The sequence below is a fragment of the Nocardioides sp. YIM 152588 genome, from assembly GCF_040191335.1.
Taxonomy (GTDB): domain Bacteria; phylum Actinomycetota; class Actinomycetes; order Propionibacteriales; family Nocardioidaceae; genus Nocardioides.
This window is the reverse complement of record NZ_JBEGDJ010000001.1, coordinates 246,807-267,685: the sequence shown is the minus strand read 5'-3', so window position 1 is coordinate 267,685 and position 20,879 is coordinate 246,807. Positions and strand designations below refer to the sequence as shown.

Annotated in this window: 19 protein-coding genes; 3 read left to right on the top strand and 16 right to left on the bottom strand. The window is 71.6% G+C overall.

The annotated features are described in order from the left end of the window. Positions 1-48 precede the first annotated feature (48 nt). The 6 genes from ABLM29_RS01315 to dop are packed head-to-tail and all read right to left on the bottom strand — an operon-like array spanning position 49 to position 5,946. The gene (locus ABLM29_RS01315) at positions 49-1,071 is read right to left on the bottom strand and encodes an FKBP-type peptidyl-prolyl cis-trans isomerase (RefSeq protein WP_349711687.1); all 1,023 of its coding nucleotides are present in this window, start codon (positions 1,069-1,071) and stop codon (positions 49-51) included. A gap of 54 nt (positions 1,072-1,125) precedes the next feature. Further along, a complete protein-coding gene (gene pafA, locus ABLM29_RS01310; protein WP_349711685.1) occupies positions 1,126-2,487 on the bottom strand; it encodes a Pup--protein ligase in 1,362 nt (453 codons plus the stop codon). A gap of 25 nt (positions 2,488-2,512) precedes the next feature. Further along, positions 2,513-3,325: a proteasome subunit alpha gene (gene prcA, locus ABLM29_RS01305; protein ID WP_349711683.1), complete on the bottom strand. Its 813-nt coding sequence runs from the start codon at positions 3,323-3,325 to the stop codon at positions 2,513-2,515. Beyond that, positions 3,322-4,182 carry a proteasome subunit beta gene (gene prcB, locus ABLM29_RS01300; protein ID WP_349711681.1) on the bottom strand — a complete coding sequence of 287 codons (861 nt, stop codon included), beginning with the start codon at positions 4,180-4,182 and terminating at the stop codon, positions 3,322-3,324. Before prcB ends, prcA begins: the two co-directional genes overlap by 4 nt. Further along, on the bottom strand, positions 4,183-4,380 hold the full coding sequence (locus ABLM29_RS01295; RefSeq protein WP_349711679.1) for a ubiquitin-like protein Pup: 198 nt from the start codon (positions 4,378-4,380) through the stop codon (positions 4,183-4,185). 57 nt (positions 4,381-4,437) lie between these two features. Further along, on the bottom strand, positions 4,438-5,946 hold the full coding sequence (gene dop, locus ABLM29_RS01290) for a depupylase/deamidase Dop (protein ID WP_349711677.1): 1,509 nt from the start codon (positions 5,944-5,946) through the stop codon (positions 4,438-4,440). Between the two features lie 71 nt (positions 5,947-6,017). Between dop and ABLM29_RS01285 the strand changes: the two genes are divergently transcribed. Continuing rightward, entirely contained in the window at positions 6,018-6,854 is an 837-nt protein-coding gene (locus tag ABLM29_RS01285; protein ID WP_349711675.1) for a sulfotransferase, read from the top strand. 238 nt (positions 6,855-7,092) lie between these two features. Here the strand turns inward: ABLM29_RS01285 and arc are convergent, their stop codons facing one another. The 3 genes from arc to ABLM29_RS01270 form a co-directional block, all read right to left on the bottom strand. Beyond that, on the bottom strand, positions 7,093-8,865 hold the full coding sequence (arc, locus tag ABLM29_RS01280; RefSeq protein ID WP_349711673.1) for a proteasome ATPase: 1,773 nt from the start codon (positions 8,863-8,865) through the stop codon (positions 7,093-7,095). A 165-nt stretch (positions 8,866-9,030) separates the two neighbouring features. Further along, entirely contained in the window at positions 9,031-9,999 is a 969-nt protein-coding gene (locus ABLM29_RS01275; protein ID WP_349711671.1) for a tRNA (adenine-N1)-methyltransferase, read from the bottom strand. Between the two features lie 61 nt (positions 10,000-10,060). Then, positions 10,061-11,158 carry a site-2 protease family protein gene (locus ABLM29_RS01270; RefSeq protein WP_349711669.1) on the bottom strand — a complete coding sequence of 366 codons (1,098 nt, stop codon included), beginning with the start codon at positions 11,156-11,158 and terminating at the stop codon, positions 10,061-10,063. A gap of 123 nt (positions 11,159-11,281) precedes the next feature. Here ABLM29_RS01270 and ABLM29_RS01265 point away from each other — a divergent pair, with 123 nt between their 5' ends. After that, positions 11,282-12,181, top strand: coding sequence for a RecB family exonuclease (locus ABLM29_RS01265; RefSeq protein ID WP_349711667.1), 900 nt, complete (start codon positions 11,282-11,284; stop codon positions 12,179-12,181). Positions 12,182-12,188: 7 nt separating this feature from the next. On the opposite strand, the gene ABLM29_RS01260 is transcribed toward ABLM29_RS01265, so the two are convergent. From ABLM29_RS01260 to ABLM29_RS01235, 6 genes are all read right to left on the bottom strand, one after another. Further along, entirely contained in the window at positions 12,189-13,499 is a 1,311-nt protein-coding gene (locus ABLM29_RS01260; RefSeq protein WP_349711665.1) for an ABC transporter ATP-binding protein, read from the bottom strand. Beyond that, positions 13,483-14,553 (bottom strand): ABC transporter ATP-binding protein, encoded by a 1,071-nt coding sequence (locus ABLM29_RS01255; protein WP_349711663.1) that lies wholly within the window; start codon positions 14,551-14,553, stop codon positions 13,483-13,485. The genes ABLM29_RS01260 and ABLM29_RS01255 overlap by 17 nt, the downstream gene beginning before the upstream one ends. Then, positions 14,550-15,506 carry an ABC transporter permease gene (locus ABLM29_RS01250; RefSeq protein ID WP_349711661.1) on the bottom strand — a complete coding sequence of 319 codons (957 nt, stop codon included), beginning with the start codon at positions 15,504-15,506 and terminating at the stop codon, positions 14,550-14,552. Before ABLM29_RS01250 ends, ABLM29_RS01255 begins: the two co-directional genes overlap by 4 nt. A 1-nt stretch (position 15,507) precedes the next feature. Then, on the bottom strand, positions 15,508-16,530 hold the full coding sequence (locus ABLM29_RS01245; protein ID WP_349711659.1) for an ABC transporter permease: 1,023 nt from the start codon (positions 16,528-16,530) through the stop codon (positions 15,508-15,510). Positions 16,531-16,611: 81 nt separating this feature from the next. Then, positions 16,612-18,219, bottom strand: a complete 1,608-nt coding sequence (locus tag ABLM29_RS01240) for an ABC transporter substrate-binding protein (protein WP_349711657.1) — start codon at positions 18,217-18,219, stop codon at positions 16,612-16,614. Positions 18,220-18,333: 114 nt separating this feature from the next. After that, entirely contained in the window at positions 18,334-19,026 is a 693-nt protein-coding gene (locus ABLM29_RS01235; RefSeq protein ID WP_349711655.1) for an HAD family hydrolase, read from the bottom strand. An 88-nt stretch (positions 19,027-19,114) separates the two neighbouring features. Here ABLM29_RS01235 and ABLM29_RS01230 point away from each other — a divergent pair, with 88 nt between their 5' ends. Continuing rightward, entirely contained in the window at positions 19,115-19,702 is a 588-nt protein-coding gene (locus tag ABLM29_RS01230) for a hypothetical protein (RefSeq protein WP_349711653.1), read from the top strand. A 9-nt stretch (positions 19,703-19,711) separates the two neighbouring features. Here the strand turns inward: ABLM29_RS01230 and ABLM29_RS01225 are convergent, their stop codons facing one another. Next, positions 19,712-20,755 (bottom strand): hypothetical protein, encoded by a 1,044-nt coding sequence (locus tag ABLM29_RS01225; protein ID WP_349711651.1) that lies wholly within the window; start codon positions 20,753-20,755, stop codon positions 19,712-19,714. Positions 20,756-20,879: the final 124 nt, after the last annotated feature.

Genomic DNA, 20,879 nt, shown 5'->3' with positions numbered 1-20,879 from the left:
CGCGGCACCGTTTCGGTGAACGCGCCGCGCCGCGGCGGGGTGTCTAGATCACGCCGTGCCGAGGACGTCGACGAGGAAGTAGAGGGTCGAGTTGCCGGGGATGTCCTCGCCCTGGCCGGCCTTGCCGTAGCCCAGCTTCGGGGGGATCTCGATCAGCACCCGGCTACCGGCGGTGACGCCGACCAGGCCCTCGCTCCAGCCCTTGATCACCGGGGTCGCCAGCGTCGAGTTCACCAGCGGGGCGGCGTCCGCGCCGACCACCGCGGTGAGCGTGCGGTCCTCGCTGAAGCTCTCGTCGAACGGCTTCGCGCCGTCGTAGACCTGGCCGAGGTAGTCGACCACCGCGATCGAGCCGTCGACGACCTCCGGACCGCCGCCCTCGATGAGCGTGGTGACCCGCAGCTTGCCGCTCGGCTCCGGGGTGCCGTCGAAGTCAAGCGACGTCGGCACACCCTTCTTCTCGACGACCCGCGGCGCCCAGCCGGCCGGCTTCTGGGCCTGACCGTCGGCTCCCTCGGCGACGACGCCGACCAGGTCGGCCACGAAGACGAGGCCGTCGGCGTTGCCGACGTCGTAGGTGGTGAACGCGGTGACGTAGTCCGGGAACGCCTGCGGCACGCCGACCGTGACGGCGAACCGGGTGCCGACGGTCATGCCGGCCTCGATCTGGTCGGACACGTAGCCGGCCAGGAGGTCGCCGGCGACCTGCGGCTCGCCGGCCTCCTCGCCGACCGTCGCGACGAAGCCGGTGAGGTCGTCGGCGAACGTGTCGACGACGACGTCCTCGGTGAACCCGTCGGCCACCGCGAGGTTGACCAGCACCCGGTCACCGTCGGCCAGCTCGGCGCCGTCGCCCTCGATCAGGGTCTCCTGCTCGGCGTCGCCGGCCGGGACCTCCGCCGAGAAGTCGAACGTCGGCGAGGTGCCGTAGTCGCCGGAGATCTCCACCGCGTCGAACCCCTGCGGGTCGTCGCCGTCGTCGGAGCCGCAGGCGGCCAGCGAGAGCGCCAGCGCGGGGGCCAGGACGAGGGCGGTGGGACGGCGGAGGGCGCGCGGCAGGTGGTGAAGCACGCGCAAACCATACAGAAGCGGTCCACAACGGATGCGGACAACCCCTGGCGTGCCTCACATGCCGTCGATGAGCCGCTGGACCCGCTCGTCGTAGGCCCGGAACGGGTCCTTGCACAGCACGGTCCGCTGCGCCTGGTCGTTGAGCTTGAGGTGCACCCAGTCGACGGTGAAGTCCCGTCGCCGCTCCTGGGCCGTCCGGATGAACTCGCCGCGCAGCCGGGCCCGCGTCGTCTGCGGCGGCACCGACTTGGCCTCGAACGTCTTCAGGTCGGTGGTCACCCGCGCCACGGCGCCCCGCTTCTCCAGCAGGTAGTAGAGACCGCGCTCGCGGTGGATGTCGTGGTAGGCCAGGTCCAGCTGCGCGACCCGGGGGTGGCTCAGCGGCAGCCCGTGCTTGGCGCGGTAGCGGTCGATCAGCTTCCACTTGATGACCCAGTCGATCTCGCGGTCCACCAGGCCCAGGTCGTCGGACTCGACCGCCTTGAGCGTCCGCTCCCACAGGTCGAGCGTGCGCTCGATCGTGGGCGTCGCCAGCCCGCGGCGGTCGACGAAGTCGCGCGCCTTGGCGAGGTACTCCGCCTGGATCTCCAGGGCGCTGGCCTCGCGGCCGTTGGCCAGCCGCACCTTGCGCTGCCCGGTGACGTCGTGGGAGATCTCGCGGATCGCGCGGATCGGGTTCTCCAGGGTGAGGTCGCGCATGACGACCCCCTCCTCGATCATCCGCAGCACCAGGTCGCAGGAGGCGACCTTGAGCATCGTCGTCGTCTCGCTCATGTTGGAGTCGCCCACGATCACGTGCAGCCGGCGGTACTTCTCGGCGTCGGCATGCGGCTCGTCGCGGGTGTTGATGATCGGCCGGCTCCGGGTGGTCGCGCTGGAGACGCCCTCCCAGATGTGCTCCGCCCGCTGGCTCACCGAGTAGCTGGTGCCGCGCGGGGTCTGGGTCACCTTGCCGGCGCCGACGATGATCTGCCGGGTCACCAGGAACGGGATGAGCACGTCGGCGAGCCGGCTGAACTCCCCCGCCCGGCCGACCAGGTAGTTCTCGTGACACCCGTAGGAGTTGCCGGCGGAGTCGGTGTTGTTCTTGAACAGGTAGATCTCGCCGGCGATGCCCTCGTCGTGGAGCCGCTGCTCGGCGTCGACGAGGAGCCCCTCCAGGACGCGCTCGCCCGCCTTGTCGTGGGTGACCAGCTCGACCACGTCGTCGCACTCCGGCGTCGCGTACTCGGGGTGGCTGCCGACGTCGAGGTAGAGCCGCGCCCCGTTCCGGAGGAAGACGTTGCTGGAGCGGCCCCAGCTGACGACCTTCCGGAACAGGTAGCGGGCGACCTCGTCGGGCGACAGGCGCCGCTGACCCTTGAACGTGCACGTGACGCCGTACTCGTTCTCGATCCCGAAGATCCGGCGGTCCATGCGGCTCACCCTAGACCCGAGCCGGTTACACCGGCGGCGCGATCGGCGCGTCGCCGTCGTCGTCGGAACCGGGCTCTGCCTCCGGTGGTGCCTGCGGCGAGGTGTCCGCAGTGGCCTCCGGTGCGGCGTGCTGCGGCCGGCCGCGCTCACCCAGCAGCGCACCGAGCCGCTCGCCGAGCAGGCGACGGAACTTCCTCGGCTGCACCCGGGTCCGGTCCAGCACCGCGACCTCGAGGTCCTCGACCGGGATCACCCGGTCCTCGCTGCTGGTGTGCCCGAGGGCGGCCACGGCGACCCGGAGCGCGGCGTCGAGCGTGGCGCCCGGCTCGTAGTGCTCCTTCAGGTAGGTCGCGACGGTCTCCGCGTCGCCGCCCATCACCGCGTAGCCGTGCTCGTCGGCGACCCGGCCCTCGTAGGTGAGCCGGTAGATCTGGTCCGACTCGGGCGAGTCGCCGATCTCGGCGACGAAGATCTCCACCTCGTAGGGCTTCTCGCCGCCGCTGGAGAAGATCGTGCCGAGCGTCTGCGCGTAGGCGTTGGCGAGGCCGCGGCCGGTGACGTCGCGCCGGTCGTAGGAGTAGCCGCGCATGTCGGCCAGACGGACTCCGGCGATGCGCAGGTTCTCGAACTCGTTGTAGCGGCCGACGGCCGCGAACGCGAGGCGGTCGTAGAGCTCGGAGACCTTGTGCAGCGCCTGCGAGGGGTTCTCGGTCACCAGCAGCACGCCGTCGGCGTACTGGACCGCGACCAGCGAGCGGCCCCGGGCGATGCCCTTGCGGGCGAAGTCCGCCCGGTCCTTCATCAGCTGCTCGGGCGAGACGTAGAACGGCATGCTCATCTCAGACCCCCCTCCCCCGCGTCCGGGCCGGTCAAGGGAGCGAGGGGGCCGTCCGGCCGCACCATCCGCCCGCCGACGACGCGGTCGGCCAGCTCGCCGATCTCGGCCTCGGAGAGGCGGACGCCGCCGTCGGCGGTCACCACCCAGACCACCGGGAAGATCCGGCGGGTCAGGTCCGGCCCGCCGGTCGCGGAGTCGTCGTCGGCGGCGTCGTAGAGCGCCTGGAGGCAGATGCTGACGGCCTCCTCGCGGTCCAGGTCGTCGCGGTAGAGCTTCTTCAGCGCGCCGCGGGCGAACAGCGAGCCGGAGCCGACCGTGAAGAAGGAGGACTCCTCGTGGCGGCCGCCGGTCACGTCGTAGCCGAAGATCCGGCCCACGCCCCGCTGGAGGTCGTAGCCGGCGAACATCGGCACCACCGCGAGGCCCTGCATCGCCATCCCGAGGTTGGCGCGGATCAGGGCGGAGAGCCGGTTCGCCTTGCCGTCCAGGGACAGGACGGAGCCCTCGATCTTCTCGTAGTGCTCCAGCTCGACCTGGAACAGGCGGACCATCTCGACCGCGAGGCCCGCCGTGCCGGCGATGCCGACCACGGAGTACTCGTCGGCCGGGAAGACCTTCTCGATGTCGCGCTGGGCGATCACGTTGCCCATCGTGGCGCGGCGGTCACCGGCCATCACCAGGCCGCCGGGGAACGTCGCGGCCACGATCGTCGTGCCGTGCGGCGCGATCTCGCCGTGGCTGCCGGCGGGGAGCGAGCGCCGGGCGGGCAGCAGGTCGGGGGCGTTCTCTGCGATGAAGTCGCTGAAGGACGAGGTCCCGGGGCGCAGGTAGGCGGCCGGGATGCGAGCGTCGGTCAACTACTCGCCGCCCTTCTGGATGAACGACTTCACGAAGTCCTCGGCGTTGGACTCCAGCACGTCGTCGATCTCGTCCAGGATGGCGTCCACGTCCTCGTCCAGGGCCTCCTTGCGTTCGGCCACGTCCGTCTCGGGGGCGGCCTCCGTGGAGGTCTCCTCGTCGGTTCCCTTGCGCGGTTGCTTCTGCTCCTGGGACATGCCCAGAGCCTAGCCACAGATCGGTGAGGACAGTGGCGGATATCGGTGCGCGTCGCGTCAGCGGCTGAGCGCCCGCACCAGGTCCGCCGCCGTCGGGCTGGCGTCGATCAGGCCGCCGACGTGCGCCTTCGAGCCGCGCAGCGGGTCGATCGTGGGCACGCGCTGCAGCGACTCGCGGCCCGGCAGGTCGAAGATGACCGAGTCCCACGACGCGGCGGCGACCTGGTCGGCGTACTTCTCCAGGCAGCGGCCGCGGAAGTAGGCCCGGGTCTCCGGCGGCGGGTCGGTGATCGCGGCGCCCACCTGGTCGTCGGTCAGCAGCCGCTGGATCCGGCCGGCGCCGACGAGGCGGTGGTAGAGCCCCTTCTCGGGCCGGATGTCGCTGTACTGGAGGTCGATGAGCTGGAGCTTCGCGTCGTCCCAGGCCAGGCCGTCGCGCGAGCGGTACTGCTCGAGCAGCTTGAGCTTGGCGACCCAGTCGAGCTGGTCGGCCAGCGACATCGGGTCGCGCTCGAGCCGGTCCAGCACGTCCTCCCACCGCGCCAGGACGTCGGCGGTCTGCGGGTCGACGTCGGTTCCGAGCCGGTCCTCGACGAACTTCTTGGCGAGGTCCAGGTACTCCATCTGGAGCTGGACGGCCGTGAGCCGCCGGCCGTCCGACAGCGTGACCGTGTGGCGCAGGGAGGGGTCGTGGGAGACCGCGCGCAACGAGGCGACGGGCGAGTCGACCGTGAGGTCGCGGCCGATGAAGCGGGCCTCGACCATCGCCAGCACGAGTGCGGTCGTGCCGACCTTCAGGTACGTCGAGATCTCGGCCAGGTTCGCGTCGCCGATGATCACGTGGAGCCGCCGGTACTTCTCCGGGTCGGCGTGCGGCTCGTCGCGGGTGTTGATGATGGGCCGCTTGAGGGTGGTCTCCAGGCCCACCTCGACCTCGAAGAAGTCGGCGCGCTGGCTGATCTGGAAGCCGGTCCCCCGGCCGTCCTGGCCACGACCGACCCGGCCGGCGCCGCAGACGACCTGGCGGCTGACGAAGAACGGGATCAGGTGCCGCACGATGTCGGCGAACGGTGTGGAGCGCCGCATCAGGTAGTTCTCGTGCGCCCCGTAGGAGGCGCCCTTGTTGTCGGTGTTGTTCTTGTAGAGCACGATCGACGGGTTGCCGGGCAGCTGCTGCGCGAGCCGGGCGGCGTCGAGCATGACGGCCTCCCCCGCCTTGTCCCAGCGCACCACGTCCAGCGGCGTGACCACCTCGGGCGTGGAGTACTCGGGGTGCGCGTGGTCGACGTAGAGGCGCGCGCCGTTGGTGAGGATGACGTTGGCCAGACCCAGGTCCTCGTCCGTGAGCTGCGACGGGTCGGCCACCTGGCGGGACATGTCGAAGCCGCGGGCGTCCCGCAGCGGCGACTCCTCCTCGAAGTCCCAGCGGGCCCGTCGGGCACGCACCGTCGCCGAGGCGTAGGCGTTCACGACCTGGGACGACGCCACCATCGGGTTGGCGCCTGCCTGGCCCTGGACCGCGATGCCGTACTCGACCTCGGTGCCCATCACGCGTCGCACGCTCATGCATCGAGCGTACGCGAGGGGTGCGCCTGGATGGCCCGAACCGGCGCCGCTTCCCCCGATAGCCTGCCTGCATGGTGAGACGACTCCGGCGCCGCCCGGACCGCCGGCGGGCCGCGCTCGAGGTGGAGCTGGAGCGCCTTCGCGAGGAGAGCGCCCGGCTCCGTCGCCGGCTCGGCAGGCTCGAGGGTGAGCGTGACCTCGGCTACCTGTTCGTGCTGACCTACGGCCGGTCGGGATCGACGCTGGTCCAAGGCATCCTCAACTCGATCCCGGGCTTCCTGATCCGCGGTGAGAACCGACAGGCTCTGCGGCACCTGTGGGAGTTCGACCGGGGGCTCGTGGCCGAACGGTCCCGGATGCGGCGTCTCCAGCGGCGGGCCGGCGACGAGCCCGGCAGCTCGGACACCACCGCGCCGTGGTTCGGCATCGACGGCTACCCGCACCGGCGAGCGCTCGCACTGACCCGCCAGCTGGCGCTGTCGACGCTGCTGCGGCCGGACGAGGACACCCGGGTCACCGGCTTCAAGGAGATCCGCTGGGACCAGGAGGACACCCCCGAGTACGTCGCCTGGCTGCGCGAGGTGTTCCCGGGCGCGCGGTTCGTGATCAACACCCGCGACCTCGGCGCGGTCTCGCAGAGCGCCTGGTGGGGTGAGCAACCGGGAGCGACCGCCAAGCTGGTCGAGCGCGAGCGGGTGCTGGACGCGCTCGCGGGCCAGCTCGGCGAGGTGGCCTACCGGGTGCACTACGACGAGTTCACCGCCGACCCGACCGTGCTCCGCGGCCTCTTCGACTGGCTCGGCGAGGCGTTCGACGAGGAGCGGGTGCGCGCCGTGCTGGACACGCGCCACTCCTACCAGCCGCCCGCCGCGGCACAGCCCGCCGCGGAGGGCGACGTCGACGCGTGACGGCCCGGGACGCACCGCGGACCGGGGGCGGACGTGACTGCGGGCGGCACGCCCGGGGGATCCCCGGACCGTGCCGCCCGCAGTCAGCGCTTCGCCCGGCTCAGCGGCTCTTGGCCACCTTGAACGCGATCGCGCCGATGCCGGCGGCGACGAGGACGATCAGGACGAACTTCTTCATGTGACTTCCTCCGGTAGGGCGACGCGGGACGACTTGCCCCGCGGGGTTGATTCAATCAGGTCACAGGTACTGCCCGGTGTCCGACACCGTGTCGATGGAGCGTCCCGGCTCGGTGCCCTGCTTGCCGGTCACCAGCGTACGGATGAACACGATGCGCTCGCCCTTCTTGCCGGAGATCCGCGCCCAGTCGTCGGGGTTGGTGGTGTTGGGCAGGTCCTCGTTCTCCTTGAACTCGTCCACGCACGCCTGCAGCAGGTGTGCGATCCGCAGGCCCTTCTGCTGGTGGTCGATGAGGTCCTTGATCGCCATCTTCTTGGCCCGGTCGACGATGTTCTGGATCATCGCGCCGGAGTTGAAGTCCTTGAAGTACAGGACCTCCTTGTCGCCGTTGGCGTAGGTCACCTCGAGGAACCTGTTCTCCTCGGTCTCGGTGTACATCCGCTCGACGGTCGCCCGGATCATGCCCGCGGCGCAGGCCTCCCGGTCGCCGCCGAACTCGGCGAGGTCGTCGGCGTGCAGCGGCAGGCGCGAGGTCAGGTACTTGCTGAAGATGTCCCGAGCGGACTCGGCGTCCGGGCGCTCGATCTTGATCTTCACGTCCAGCCGGCCGGGACGAAGGATGGCCGGGTCGATCATGTCCTCGCGGTTCGAGGCGCCGATGACCAGCACGTTCTCCAGGGTCTCGACGCCGTCGATCTCGCTGAGCAGCTGCGGGACGATCGTGTTCTCCACGTCGGAGGAGACGCCCGATCCGCGGGTGCGGAACAGCGAGTCCATCTCGTCGAAGAAGACGATCACGGGCGTGCCGTTGCTGGCCTTCTCACGGGCCCGCTGGAACACCAGCCGGATGTGGCGCTCGGTCTCGCCGACGTACTTGTTGAGCAGCTCGGGGCCCTTGATGTTGAGGAAGTAGGACTTCCCCTCGGCGCCGGTGCGCGCCGCCACCTTCTTGGCCAGGCTGTTGGCGACCGCCTTGGCGATCAGCGTCTTGCCGCAGCCCGGGGGGCCGTAGAGCAGGATGCCCTTCGGCGGCTTCAGCTCGTGCTCGTCGAACAGCTCCGGGTAGAGGTACGGCAGCTCGACGGCGTCCTGGATCGCCTCGATCTGGCCGGACAGGCCACCGATCGACTCGTACGCGATGTCGGGGACCTCCTCCAGGACGAGCTCCTCGACCTCGGACTTGGGCACCCGCTCGTAGACGTAGCCCGCGCGCGAGTCCAGCAGCAGCGAGTCGCCGGCACGCAGCTTCTCCGACATCAGGGGCTCGGCCATCCGGACCACGCGCTCCTCGTCCGCGCCGGCGATCACCAGGACCCGCTCCCGGTCGGCGAGGATCTCCTTGAGCATCACGACCTCGCCGACGCTCTCGTAGTCGAACGCGCCGACCACGTTGAGCGCCTCGTTGAGCATGACCTCCTGGCCGCGGCGGAGCTCGTCGACCTCGACGGCCGGGCTCACCGTGACGCGCAGCTTGCGGCCGCCGGTGAACACGTCGACGGTGTCGTCGTCGTTGCGCTGGAGGAAGGTGCCGAAGCCGGCGGGCGGCTGGGCCAGCCGGTCGACCTCCTCCTTGAGCTTGAGGATCTGGTCGCGCGCCTCGCGCAGGGTGCCGGCCAACCGCTCGTTCTGCGCGGTCACCGCGGCCAGCGAGCGCTGGGCCTCCGCGAGCCGCGCCTCGAGGGTGCCGGACCCGGCTCCCGGGGTGTCGGAGAGGCGCCTGCGAAGATCGCGCACCTCGCCCTCCAGATAACCGACCTGGTGCGTGAGCTCCTCGCGGCTCAAGTCGTCCCGGTCGTGGCTGCCACTCGTGCTGGGTCCATCCATGTTGGACATCGCCCCACCTCCTCAGACACAGCCGACCCTACTCGGACGGATGTTGCGGGAAGGTGCGTCACACCGCTCCGCGCGTCACGTTTGTATTGCGACGCACGGTGCCGGGACCGCCGGTGGCGGCTACTCGGCGGTCACCGGCCGGTTACCCGCCGGTCACGTGCGCGGCTACTCGGCGGGGGTCTCGGGGACCCCCGCCGGGCGCGGCCCGGCGTAGTCCGGACCGTACGCACCGGGGGCCGGCCGACGCTTCTTCAGCGGCGCCCGCTCGCCCGGCGCCAAACGGCGCGCCGTGACCAGGAAGGCCGTGTGGCCGATCATCTTGTGGCCCGGGCGGACCGCCAGTCCCTCGACGTGCCAGTCCCGGACCAGCGACTCCCACGGTGCCGGCTCGGTGAACCCGCCGTGGACCCGGACGGTCTCCACGAAGCGCGACAGCTGCGTGGTGGTGGCGACGTAGGCGCAGAGGATCCCGCCGGGCAGCAGCGCGTCGGCCGCGGCGTCGAGGCACTCCCAGGGCGCGAGCATGTCGAGGATGATCCGGTCGCACCGCTCCCCCGACGCCGGCAGCGCCTCGGCCAGGTCGCCGATGGTCAGGGACCACGCCGGGTGGGTCTCGCCCTCGGGGGCGCCGAAGAACTGGTTGACGTTGCGGCGCGCCACGTCCGCGAACTCCTCGCGTCGCTCGAAGGAGGAGACCTTGCCGTACGGACCGACGGCGCGGAGCAGCGAGCACGTGAGCGCGCCGGACCCGACGCCGGCCTCGACCACGTGGGCACCCGGGAAGATGTCGGCCATCGCCACGATCTGGGCCGCGTCCTTGGGGTAGACGACGGCGGCGCCCCGCGGCATCGAGACCACGAACTCCGAGAGCAGGGGCCGGAAGACCAGGTACTCGCCGCCCGCGGAGGAGGTGACGGTGAAGCCCTCCTCGCGGCCGATCAGCTCGTCGTGCTCCAGGTGACCCTTGTTCGAGAAGAAGCGCTTGCCCGGGACCAGCTCGAAGTTGTGCTTGCGGCCCTTGCCGTCGACCAGGCGGACCCACTCGCCGACCCGGAGGGGGCCGCGGTGGACGCCGGACCAGGCCTCGGTCGGGACGTCGCCGGTGGCAGGGTGGGGGTGCTCGCCGTTCGTCACCGACGAAATCTATCCGGCCCGGCCGGGAACCGCCGAAATCGTCGGCCGGCCGCGGGCGGGCTCAGCCGCCCGAGCGCACCACCCGGGCCACGTCGGCGGTGGCCAGCACGCCGCACAGCGTGCCGTCCTCCTCCACGAGCACGTACTCCGATGCCGGGGTGCGCCGGATCGCCTCGACCAGCGCCTCGCCGGTGATCGACGCCGGCAGCGACAGTCCGGGCTCGACGCTGCGGGCGACCGTCGAGGTGGCGACCCAGGGGCGCCGCTCGCCGGGGACCGCCGCCGCCGCCCGCTCGTCGACGACGCCGACGGGCGCGCCCGCGGAGGTCACCGTGACGATGCTGCCGGCCTCGGCCGCCTGGGCCCGGCGGATCGCCTCCGCGAGCGGGAGCTCGGCCGGGACCGCGAGCGTCCGGCGGGCGAGGTCCCGGGCCACGATCCGGCCGATCTGGTCGCGGACCTCGGCCGCCTGCAGCGCCTGGGAGGCACCCATCCAGAGGAAGACCGCGACGATGACCGCCATCAGCGGGCTGAGGGTGCCGCGCGACGAGTCGACCAGCTGCGCCTGGACCAGCGCCCAGAGCACGACCCCGGCAGCCGCCACGCGACCGGCCCAGCCGGCCACCAGGGTGCCGGTGCGGGCGCGGCCCGTCAGCGCCCACACGCCGGCCTTGAGCACGCGGCCGCCGTCGAGCGGGAGCGCCGGGACCAGGTTGAGCACGCCGATCAGCAGGTTCGTCCAGGCCAGTCCCTCGACGATCAGCAGCAGCACGCCGCCCGGCGTCACGAACCACAGCGCGAGCGCCGCGAGGCCGACGCCGAGCGAGGTGATCGGGCCCACGACCGCGATCCAGAACTCCTGGCGCGGCGTGCGCGCCTCGCCGTCGATCGCGGTGGCGCCGCCGAGGAAGTGCAGCGTGATCGACTCGACGCGGAAGCCGAACCGCTGGGCCACGACGGCGTGGGACGCCTCGTGCAGGAGCACGGCGCCGTAGAGGACGACGGCGAACAGCAGGCCGACGACGTACTTGAGCGGACCCAGGCCCGGAGCGATCTGGTCCACGCGCGGCGCCATCACGAAGGCGATCAGCGCGGCGACCAGGAACCAGCTGCTGGAGACGAGCACGTCGCTGCCCGCGATGCTGCCGATCCGGAGCATGCCGCGCGTCGCGGGCCTGCGGGGTGCAGGCGCGCGGGGCGGGGAGGGATCACCGGACACACTCCGAGGCTACCGGCGTGGCGGGGGGATCCGCTGTCGGAGGTGTCACCTAGCCTCGGGGCCATGACGGGCGAGGTGCTGGCCGGGTCGATGCGGACCGGAACGACGGCGGCGCCGTCCGAGGTGCCCGACCCGGAGGTGCTGGGCTCCCTCTCCCCCTCCCGCGCGGGCGACTTCCTCACCTGCCCGCTGCTCTACCGGTTCCGCACCATCGACCGGCTCCCGGAGACGCCGTCGCCCGATGCGGCGCGCGGGACCCTGGTGCACAAGGTCCTCGAGGACCTGTTCGACCTCCCGGCGGCCGAGCGGACGCCGGCCTCCGCGGAGGGGATGCTGGAGCCGACCTGGGCGACGCTGGCGGAGGCCGAGCCCGCCCTGCGCGAGATGTTCCCGGCCGACGGCGAGGAGATCGTGGGCTGGCTGGACTCCTGCCGCGCCGTCCTCGCCCGCTACTTCGCGCTCGAGGACCCGCGCCGCCTCGAGCCCGCGGAGCGCGAGCTGTACCTGGAGACGGTGACCGGGTCCCACCTCCAGCTCCGCGGCATCATCGACCGGGTCGACGTCGCCCCCGACGGCGCCGTCCGGGTGGTCGACTACAAGACCGGCCGGTCGCCCCGCGAGGGCGGCGAGGCGCGAGCGCTCTTCCAGCTCAAGTTCTACGGGCTGCTGCTCTGGCGGATCCGCGGCGTGGTGCCCCGCCGGCTGCAGCTGATGTACCTCGGCAACGGCGAGATCGTGCACTACGAGCCCGACGAGCAGGACCTGCTGGCCACGGAGCGCAAGGTCGAGGCCGTGTGGCGGGCGATCGAGCAGGCCCGCGACTCCGGCGACTGGCGCCCGAGCCCGGGCCCGCTCTGCGCCTGGTGCGACCACCAGGCGCTGTGCCCGGCCTACGGGGGCACCCCTCCCCCGCTGCCGGTGCTGCCGGTCCCCGAGGTGGCCGCGGCCCGAGAGTCGGCCTGAGCCCCGGTCAGCCGTCGCCGGGGTAGAGCACGCAGGCGACGTCGGCCCCGCCGGCGCGGCGCAGGGCCGGGTCGACACCGTCGACGAAGTCGATCCGGACGCCGTCCCCGTCGTCCTCGATCGACCGCACGCCCTGCCAGATCGGCTCCTCCGGCGCCTCGGCGCGGACCCGCGCCAGCAGGTCGCGCACCGCGGCCGCGCCGCCGGTGCCGATGGTGACCGACGTGGTCGACTCGTCGAGTGCGTCCAGCGACCCGAGCACCGCCCGGTCGGCGTCGTACTCGTCCGCGCTGCGGCGGGTCCAGTGCCCCTCCAGCAGCGCCCGCAGGTCCCGCGCCTCCCAGCCGCACTCCGCCCGGGCCACCGGGCACCGCGGGTGGAAGGAGCAGCCGAGCGGCGGCGCCGCCGCGTCGGGGATCTCGCCGCGCGGGATGGTCCGCGGCAGCTGGCGGTCCGGGTCGGGGTCCGGGATCGCGGCCAGCAGCGCCTTCGTGTATGGGTGCCGCGGATTGGCGAAGATCTCCTCGGTCGGGCCGATCTCGACGATCCGGCCGAGGTACATGATCGCGATCCGGTCGCAGAAGTACTTCGCGCTGGCCAGGTCGTGGGTGATGTAGACGTAGGTCAGGCCGAGGTCGCGCTTGAGGTCCAGCATCAGCTGCAGGATCTTGGCGCGGACCGACATGTCGAGCATGGAGATCGGCTCGTCGGCGATGAGCACCTCGGGCTCCAGGATGATCGCCCGGGCGATGACGGCCCGCTGCTTCTGGCCGCCCGACAGGTCCGCGGGGTACTTGTCGAGGAAGTTCTCCACCGGGCTGAGCCCGACCCGCTCCAGGGCGTCGACCACCCGGGCGCGCAGCTCGGGGCCCTTCGCGCGGCCGTGGATCACCAGCGGGTGGCCGACGGCCTCCTCGATCGTCATCGACGGGTTGAGCGCCGCGTGCGGGTCCTGGAAGACCATCTGCAGGTCCGTGCGGAGCTGGCGCAGCCGCTTGCCGCGCATCGCGGAGACCTCCGCGTCCCCGCTCGTGCCGTGGTACTGGATCTCACCCTCGGTGGCCGGGGCCAGCCCGAGCAGCGCTCGGCCGAGCGTCGACTTGCCGCTGCCCGACTCGCCGACCAGGCCCACCACCTCCCCGCGGCGGATCCCCAGCGTGATGCCGTCCACCGCCTTCACCGTCCGCGAGCGCATCCCGAGCAGGCGGCTCAGCGCGTTGCCCTGGAGCGCGAAGTGGACGGACAGGTCGGCGATGTCCAGCACGAGGTCGTCGTCGAGCTCGCGATCGGCCACGGTGTCGTCAGGCCTCGTCGGCAACGGAGAGCTCCTCTCGGTCCAGCGGCGTCGCGTCCGCGCCGGCGGGCAGCGAGCCGCCGTCGCGCAGGTCCGCCGCCCAGCAGGCCACGCGGTGCCCGGGGGCGCCGGCGCGGTCGTGGTCGATGGGTTCGGTGGTCGCGCAGACGCGCATCGCGTCCGGGCAGCGCGGGTGGAAGTGGCAGCCGCTGGGCGGGTCCACCAGGTTCGGCGGCGCGCCCTCGATGAACTCCAGCCCGGTGGTGGAGAGCGAGATCGTGGAGCGCAGCAGCTCGCGGGTGTAGGTGTGCTGGGGGTCCTTGAAGACCTGGCGGGCGTCGCCGATCTCGACGATCTTGCCGGCGTACATCACCGCGACGCGGTCGCAGGCCTCGGCCACGATGCCCAGGTTGTGGGTGATCAGCAGCATCGCGGTGTCGAAGTTCTCGCGCAGGTCGTGCAGGATCCGGATGATCTGGGCCTCGACCAGCACGTCCAGAGCCGTGGTCGGCTCGTCGGCGACCACGAAGGCCGGACGCAGCACGAGCGTCAGCGCGATCAGCAGGCGCTGGCGCATGCCGCCGGAGAACTCGTGGGGGTAGGCGCGGTAGCGGGTGGGTGGGATGCCCATCACCCGCAGCACCTCCAGCGCCCGGCGCTGGGCCTCCTTCTTGCCGATCTTCGGCTCGTGGGTGCGCAGCGCCTCCTCGAAGTGGTCCGAGATCCGCATCAGCGGGTTCAGCCGGGTCATCGGCTCCTGGAAGATCATGCCCAGGTCGCCGCCGCGCATCCGCTGCTGCTCGCGCTTGCTGAGGGCGAGCATGTCCCGGCCCTGGAAGAGGAGCCGGCCGTCGCGCTCGGCGCCCGGCGGCAGCAGGCCGAGCAGGCCGCGCCCGAGGGTGGACTTGCCGCAGCCGGACTCCCCGACCAGGCCGAGGATCTCGCCGGGGCGGAGGTCGAAGGTGACGCCGTCGACGGCGCGGACGGCGCCGCGCTCGCTGCCGTACCAGACCTTCAGGTCCTTGACCTCGAGCGTCGGCCGGCCCTCGCCGGTCCGGCTGGTCGCGGGCGCGCTCATCGGCCGGCCTCCGTCTCTCGCTCGTCGGCCCCCGCACGCGCGGGGAACCGGACCGGCAGCATCCGCCGGCGCCGCAGGGCCGGGTTGAGGGTCTCGTTGAGCCCCTCCCCGACCAGGGTCAGGCCAGTGATCAGCAGCACGATGGCCAGGCCCGGGAAGAGGCCGGTCCACCAGACGCCGATCAGCGGGTCGTCCAGCGCGCGGTTGAGGTCGTAGCCCCACTCCGCGGCCTCGTTCGGCTGGATGCCCATGCCGAGGAAGCCCAGGGCCGCCAGGGTGGACAGCGCGTCGGCGGCGTTGAGCGTGCCGATCACGGGCACGGACTGGATGACGTTGCCGAACAGGTACTTGCGCATCACCGTGAACGGGTTGGCGCCGAGCGCCCGCGCGGCCTCGACGTAGGTCGCCTCCCGCACCGAGACGGTCGTGTTGCGGACGACCCGGAAGTACTGCGGGATGTAGATCACGGTGATCGAGAGCGCGGCGGCGACGATGCCGTTGCCGAGCTTCTGGTTGAGCAGGAACGCCATCACGATCGCCAGCAGCAGCGACGGGAACGCGTAGAGCGCGTCCATCAGGAACACCAGCACCCGGTCCACGACGCCACCGATGAAGCCGGCGACGAGGCCGAGCGGTACGCCGATCGCCACCGAGAAGATGACCGAGATGACGATCACCTCCATCGCGGTGCGGGCGCCCCACACGACGCGGGAGAAGACGTCGTAGAACATGTCGTTGGTGCCGAAGATGAAGTAGCTGCTCGGCGGCGCCAGCTTGGGCAGCTTCACGCCGTCCACGCGGCTCTCGGCGAAGCCGTAGGGCGCGATCAGCGGGGCGAAGATCGCCAGCACGACGAAGGCCGCGGTGATCGCCAGCCCGATCCAGAACATCCAGCGGGCGAGGCCGCGGGTGCGCCAGACGCGGGTGGTCCAGCCGAATCCGGGGAGTGCCATCTCAGTACCTCACCCTCGGGTCGATGAGCGCGTTGATCACGTCGACCACCACCGAGACGATGACGACGATCAGCGCGAAGAAGGTGACCAGGCCCTGCACGGCGACGTAGTCGCGCGCGATCACGTAGTCGACCAGGTCGGTGCCGAGGCCCGGCCAGTTGAAGGTGTTCTCCGTGAGCACGGCACCCGAGAGCGTCAGCGCCACCTGGAGCCCGATCACGGTCACCACCGGCACCAGCGCGTTGCGGAAGGCGTGGTCGCGGACGACCACCCGCTCGGAGATGCCGCGGGCGCGGGCCGCCTCGACGTAGTCGGCCTGCATGGTCTGGATGACGTTGATCCGGACCAGGCGCACGATGACGCCGGCCAGCAGCAGCCCGAGCACGAAGCAGGGCAGCAGGTGGTGCTGGAGCACGTCCCAGAAGTAGGTGCCGTCGATCGCGGCGTCCACGAGCAGGATGTGGGTGTGGGTCGGCACCTCGAAGATCGCCTGCGGCGAGGCGATGCCGGAGGTCGGCCAGGACGGCCAGAGGTTGCCGATCAGCAGGATCAGCAGGATGCCCATCCAGAAGACGGGGGCGGCGTACACGACGATGCCGAGCAGCCGGATCGGCGCGTCGATGATCGTGTCGCGGTGCCGGCCGGCCCAGCGGCCCAACGGCACGCCGACGCCGACCGCGAAGATGAACGCGCCGATGGTCAGGGTCAGCGTGGCGCCGCCGTGGTCGCGGATCAGGGTGGTGACCGGCGTGCCGTCGGAGATCGCGTTGCCGAACCGGAAGCGGACCACGTCGCCGAGGTAGTCCAGGTACTGCTGGAACAGCGGCTGGTCGAGACCCAGCGCGGCCTGGCGCCGGGCGATCTCGTCGGCCGAGAGCTTGCCGCCCGCGGCGGCGGTCACCGGGTCGCCGGGGGCGACGCGGAGCAGGATGAAGACCATCGTGAGGAGCACCCACATCATCGGGATGACGAGCAGGGTGCGGACGGCGATGTAGCGGGGCAGGGATCCCCTGCTCGAGCTCAACGGACCTCCGAGAAGTATGTGATGCGGTCAGACACGGACCCGGGGGGCGCCCGCACGCGGACGCCCCCCGGATGCCGGGGTTCAGCTCTTGGTGATCATCCAGAAGCGGAAGATGTAGGTCGGGTCGAGCGTGTCCTGCACGCCGCCCATGCCCTCACCGACCGCCGCGATGTTCGCGCCGTTCCAGCTGGGGATCAGCGGGACGTCCTCGGCGACGATGTCCTGGATCTGCCCGATGATCTCGTCGCGGGCCGCCTCGTCGGTCTCGGCGAGCTCCTCGTCGACGAGCGTGTTGACCTCGTCGTTGGAGTAGCCGTTGGCGAAGAAGCCGCCGTCGACGACGAACGGGCTCAGGTAGTTGTCGGCGTCCAGGAAGTCCGGGTACCAGCCGAGCATGAAGAGGTCGTAGGCGTCCTTCTTGTAGTCGGTCTGGTACTGCTCCCACTCACCGGTCTCGGTGGTGACGTCGAACAGCCCGGTGTCGTTGAGCTGCTCGGCGATCTCGGTCGCCTCGTCGACGGCGTTGGGGCCGTAGTGCTCCTGCGGGTAGCCGAGCTTGAGCGCCACCGGGGTCTCGACGCCGGCGTCCTCGAGGAGGGCCGTGGCGGCGTCGACGTCCGGGTCGCCGTACACGTCCATGAAGGAGTCCTTCTGGCCGCCGAAGCCCGGCGGGACGATCGAGTACGACGGCGTGACGGTGCCGTCGTAGGCGTTCGCCGAGATCTGGTCGCGGTCGAGGACCTGGGCGACGGCCTGGCGGACGGCCGCCTCGGTGCCCGCGCCCTCGTTCATGTCCCAGACCCAGTAGCGGAACTCGGAGCCGTTGCCCTTGAGCACGGCGACGCCGTCGTCGGCGAGGCCCTGCTGCTGGGTCGGGCTCAGCGAGCGCCACGCGATGTCGATGGCGCCCTTCTTGATGTCCGAGGCCAGCGAGGCGTCGTCCTTGTAGTAGGAGACGTAGACGCGCGGCGCGATGCCCGGGTGGGGGCCGGCGTAGTTCTCGTTGAGCTCGAACGTCGCCTGGACGCCGTCCTTGTACTGGGCGAGGACGTAGGGGCCCGAGCCGGAGTGCTCGTCGGTGTCGGCGAGCTCCTTGTTGGCCGGGTAGACCTCCTCGTCGACGATCGAGGCGGTGGCCGTCGACAGGACCTTGAGGAAGGTCAGGTCCGGCTTGTTGAGGTGGAAGACGACGGTGGTGTCGTCCGGGGTCTCGACGGCGCCCTTGGCCAGGACCGGCTTGTCGGGGTTGCTGTCGTCGATGATCGAGCCGAGCAGGATCGCCGAGCCGTTGGGGTCGTTGATCGCGATGTTGCGCTCGAGCGAGTACTTCACGTCCGAGGAGGTGAGCTCGTTGCCGTTGGCGAAGGTCAGGCCCTCGTCGAGGTCGCAGGTGATCGTCTGCGGGTCGTCGTACGCGCAGGAGGCCGCGTCGGGCTCGGGCTCCGAGCCGTTGGCCGGGACCGAGACCAGGGTCTGGAACATCTGGTACTGCAGGTTCCAGGAGCCGAAGTCGTAGGCGCCGGCGGGGTCGACCGCGGTGATCGTGTCGGTCGTGCCGAGCGTCCACTCGTCGCTGCTGTCCGCAGCGGGGTCGCCGGTCGAGTAGTTGACCCCGAGGGGCTCACGGTCCTCCGACGCCGGCGGCGGCGTGTCGCTGCACGCTGCCATGCCGACGGCGAGGACGCTCACTCCGAGGAGTGCACCAAGCTTCCGCTTCACCGCTGTCACCATCTCCTTGAGAAGAAACCTCTGCTGCTCAGAGGCTCGATGGCGACGGAAGTTACTCAGATAACGGCAGGTCGGCTACGGATTCGTGCCCGAATCGAGGTCTCGAATAGGCAACGTTTCGAGGTCGGCGACCGTTACCTCGACCAGCGAGTCCCGGAAGTTCAGCCCGGGCACGGCCGGGACCGGGACGTGGTTCGGTACCGCCAGCACCCGGGCGCCCGAGGCGAGACCGGAGGCGGCGCCGGTCGGCGAGTCCTCGATCGCGACGCAGTCCTCGATCGGTACGCCGAGCAGCTCCGCCGCCCGCAGGTACGGCTCGGGGTGCGGCTTGCCGTTGTCGACCTGGTCGCCGGTCACGACGACGTCGAAGGTGTGCTCGGGCAGGTGCTCGAGGATCGGCTCCACGAACCGCTGGTAGGACATCGTCACGAGCGCGCACGGCACGCCGGCGGCGCGGAGGTGGAGCAGCAGCTCCCGGGCGCCCGGCCGCCACGGCACCTGGTGGCGCACCTGCTCGACCACGCCGTCGAGCAGCAGCTCGACGACCTCCTCGACCGAGTACGGCAGGTCGAGCTTGTCCTTCAGGTAGCGCCCGGAGACCGACAGCTCGTTGCCGACGAGGTTCATCGCGTCCTCGGTGGTCCACGTCCCGCCGTGGTCGTCCGCGATCTTGTGCTCGGCCGCCATCCAGTACGGCTCGGTGTCGACCACCGTGCCGTCCATGTCCCACAGGACGGCCGCGAGCGGTCGTCGGTCGTCCGTTGCCACGTCACTCGGTTCCACAGCGCCAGCATGCCGGGTGGGCGGCCGACCGACGCAAACCGCGGCGACCGCGGCGGATGGCAGGATGCCCGGCATGCGGCAGGCGGGCGGGCACGAGGGGCGACGGCGGTCGGTCGCGCCGGCCACCACCGCCGGGTCCGACGGGATCCCCGCGGACCTGATGCTGGGCCCCGGCGGCCGGTACGCCGGCTGGGCGCTCTGGCTGCGCCTCTACCGGGCCGGGACGCTCGTGCTGATCACCTTCGGAGTCGCGGTGGCGGTGGCGGTCGGCCGTGCCGCCGACCTCGAGGCGGAGCAGCTCGACAGCGCGGAGGACCTGGTGGGGGCCGTGGTCTCGCCGCTGGCCCTGTTCGCCGTCGGACTCATCCTGCGGCTGCTGCTCGGGCCGGTGGTGCTCGTCCTGGTGCTGGTGGCGGCCTCCCGCTCCGGCTACGACATCCAGCCGGGCGAGGACCGGCGATCCCGCCGCGCCCGTGCCTTCGACCGGTTCCGCCTCGCCTCGGCAGGCCGGTCGCTGCTGTGGACCTCGGCGGTCAAGGACGAGGCGGTCGCCCACCTGGGCGGTCGCGGCCGCAGGCTCGCCGTGGCGGAGGTGGTCCTCCGCATCCTCGCCGTGGTCGGGCTGGTCGCGATCGTGCCCGCCTCGGTGATCGGCTCCTGAGCTCGCCCGTCACGGTCCCAGGTGACGCCAGGCGACGTACTTCTCCACCGCGATGCCGGCGAACGCCGGGTGGCAGGCGAACGCCGCCCGGGTCTTGAACGTCTCCCGGCGCAGGGCCCGGGTGCCGTCGTCGGAGAAGCTCCACTCCGGGCCGATGTCCTCGGAGACCTCGACCGCGATCGGCACCCGCAGCCCGTGCTCGGCGGCGGCGTCCAGCGCGGGCAGGGAGAGGCGGACGATGCCGCCCTCGCCGAAGGCCCGGTCGACGAAGGTGATCACGGTGCCGCCGTCCGCGCGGGCGAACATCGCCGCCGCCATGCTGGACTCGCCGGGGAAGGACTCGTCGGCGAGCCAGTACGGCACGTCCACGTGCACCACCGGGCGGGCGGGCGTCGCCGCCACCTCGTCGAGCATCCCGATCAGCTGCGCCTTGACCGTCTCGCGGTCGGTCTCCCACTCCGGCAGCGACCACGGCTCGACGTCGAAGTTGACGCCGTCGAACGGGATCCCGGCGCTCGTCGCGTCGCCCATCCACTGCACGGCCAGCGCCGGCTCCGCCGCCCAGGAGTTCTCCCCGCCCAGTGCGAGGACCTCGATGTCCAGGGCGTGCGCGAGGAGCACCACCTCGCGCAGCCACGCGCGGGTGTTCACCCAGGCACCGTCCGGCAGCGCCCACGGCACGGCGACCATGATCGTGTCGACACCGCGTGCCGCGGCGAAGCCGACGAGCGTCACCGGCTCGTAGTCCTCGGAGATGTTCCCGCTCTCGATCTGGGCGGGGTCCTCCCAGACGTACATCGAGTCGTCGCGGGCGATCACCGCACGCCCCGTGCCCCCGAGCCAGCCGCGGCACCAACCCCGGTCCCCGGCGCAGAGCCGGGGCCAGGCGAACCGCCGGGGGCCGCACCCGAAACCGGGGTGGTCGGCCGGGCCCGCCCCCGGGACTGCCCTGCTGGCGGCGCCGTGCCCGGGACGCCCCGGGCCGGCGCCGGCGACCGCCGGGTGGACGGCCACCAGGCCCACGAGGAGGGCGATGGCCGCCGCGCGCGCCACGCCACGGCCCCTCCCCCGCCGTCGTCGTTCCCGGAAACGTTCACGGACCCCGAGCATCCCTCCATCGTGCCCCAGATCACGGGACACGCCGGAGTAGTTGCGGGTGCCAACCGGTGGGGCACGG

Excerpts from the sequence above, each read along its gene's own strand:
- pafA (WP_349711685.1), bottom strand. The coding sequence starts at position 2,487 with ATGGACCGCCGGATCTTCGGGATCGAGAACGAGTACGGCGTCACGTGC.
- prcA (WP_349711683.1), bottom strand. The coding sequence starts at position 3,325 with ATGAGCATGCCGTTCTACGTCTCGCCCGAGCAGCTGATGAAGGACCGG.
- ABLM29_RS01295 (WP_349711679.1), bottom strand. The coding sequence starts at position 4,380 with ATGTCCCAGGAGCAGAAGCAACCGCGCAAGGGAACCGACGAGGAGACC.
- dop (WP_349711677.1), bottom strand. The coding sequence starts at position 5,946 with ATGAGCGTGCGACGCGTGATGGGCACCGAGGTCGAGTACGGCATCGCG.
- ABLM29_RS01285 (WP_349711675.1), top strand. The coding sequence starts at position 6,018 with ATGGTGAGACGACTCCGGCGCCGCCCGGACCGCCGGCGGGCCGCGCTC.
- arc (WP_349711673.1), bottom strand. The coding sequence starts at position 8,865 with ATGTCCAACATGGATGGACCCAGCACGAGTGGCAGCCACGACCGGGAC.
- ABLM29_RS01270 (WP_349711669.1), bottom strand. The coding sequence starts at position 11,158 with ATGCTCCGGATCGGCAGCATCGCGGGCAGCGACGTGCTCGTCTCCAGC.
- ABLM29_RS01265 (WP_349711667.1), top strand. The coding sequence starts at position 11,282 with ATGACGGGCGAGGTGCTGGCCGGGTCGATGCGGACCGGAACGACGGCG.
- ABLM29_RS01255 (WP_349711663.1), bottom strand. The coding sequence starts at position 14,553 with ATGAGCGCGCCCGCGACCAGCCGGACCGGCGAGGGCCGGCCGACGCTC.
- ABLM29_RS01250 (WP_349711661.1), bottom strand. The coding sequence starts at position 15,506 with ATGGCACTCCCCGGATTCGGCTGGACCACCCGCGTCTGGCGCACCCGC.
- ABLM29_RS01230 (WP_349711653.1), top strand. The coding sequence starts at position 19,115 with ATGCGGCAGGCGGGCGGGCACGAGGGGCGACGGCGGTCGGTCGCGCCG.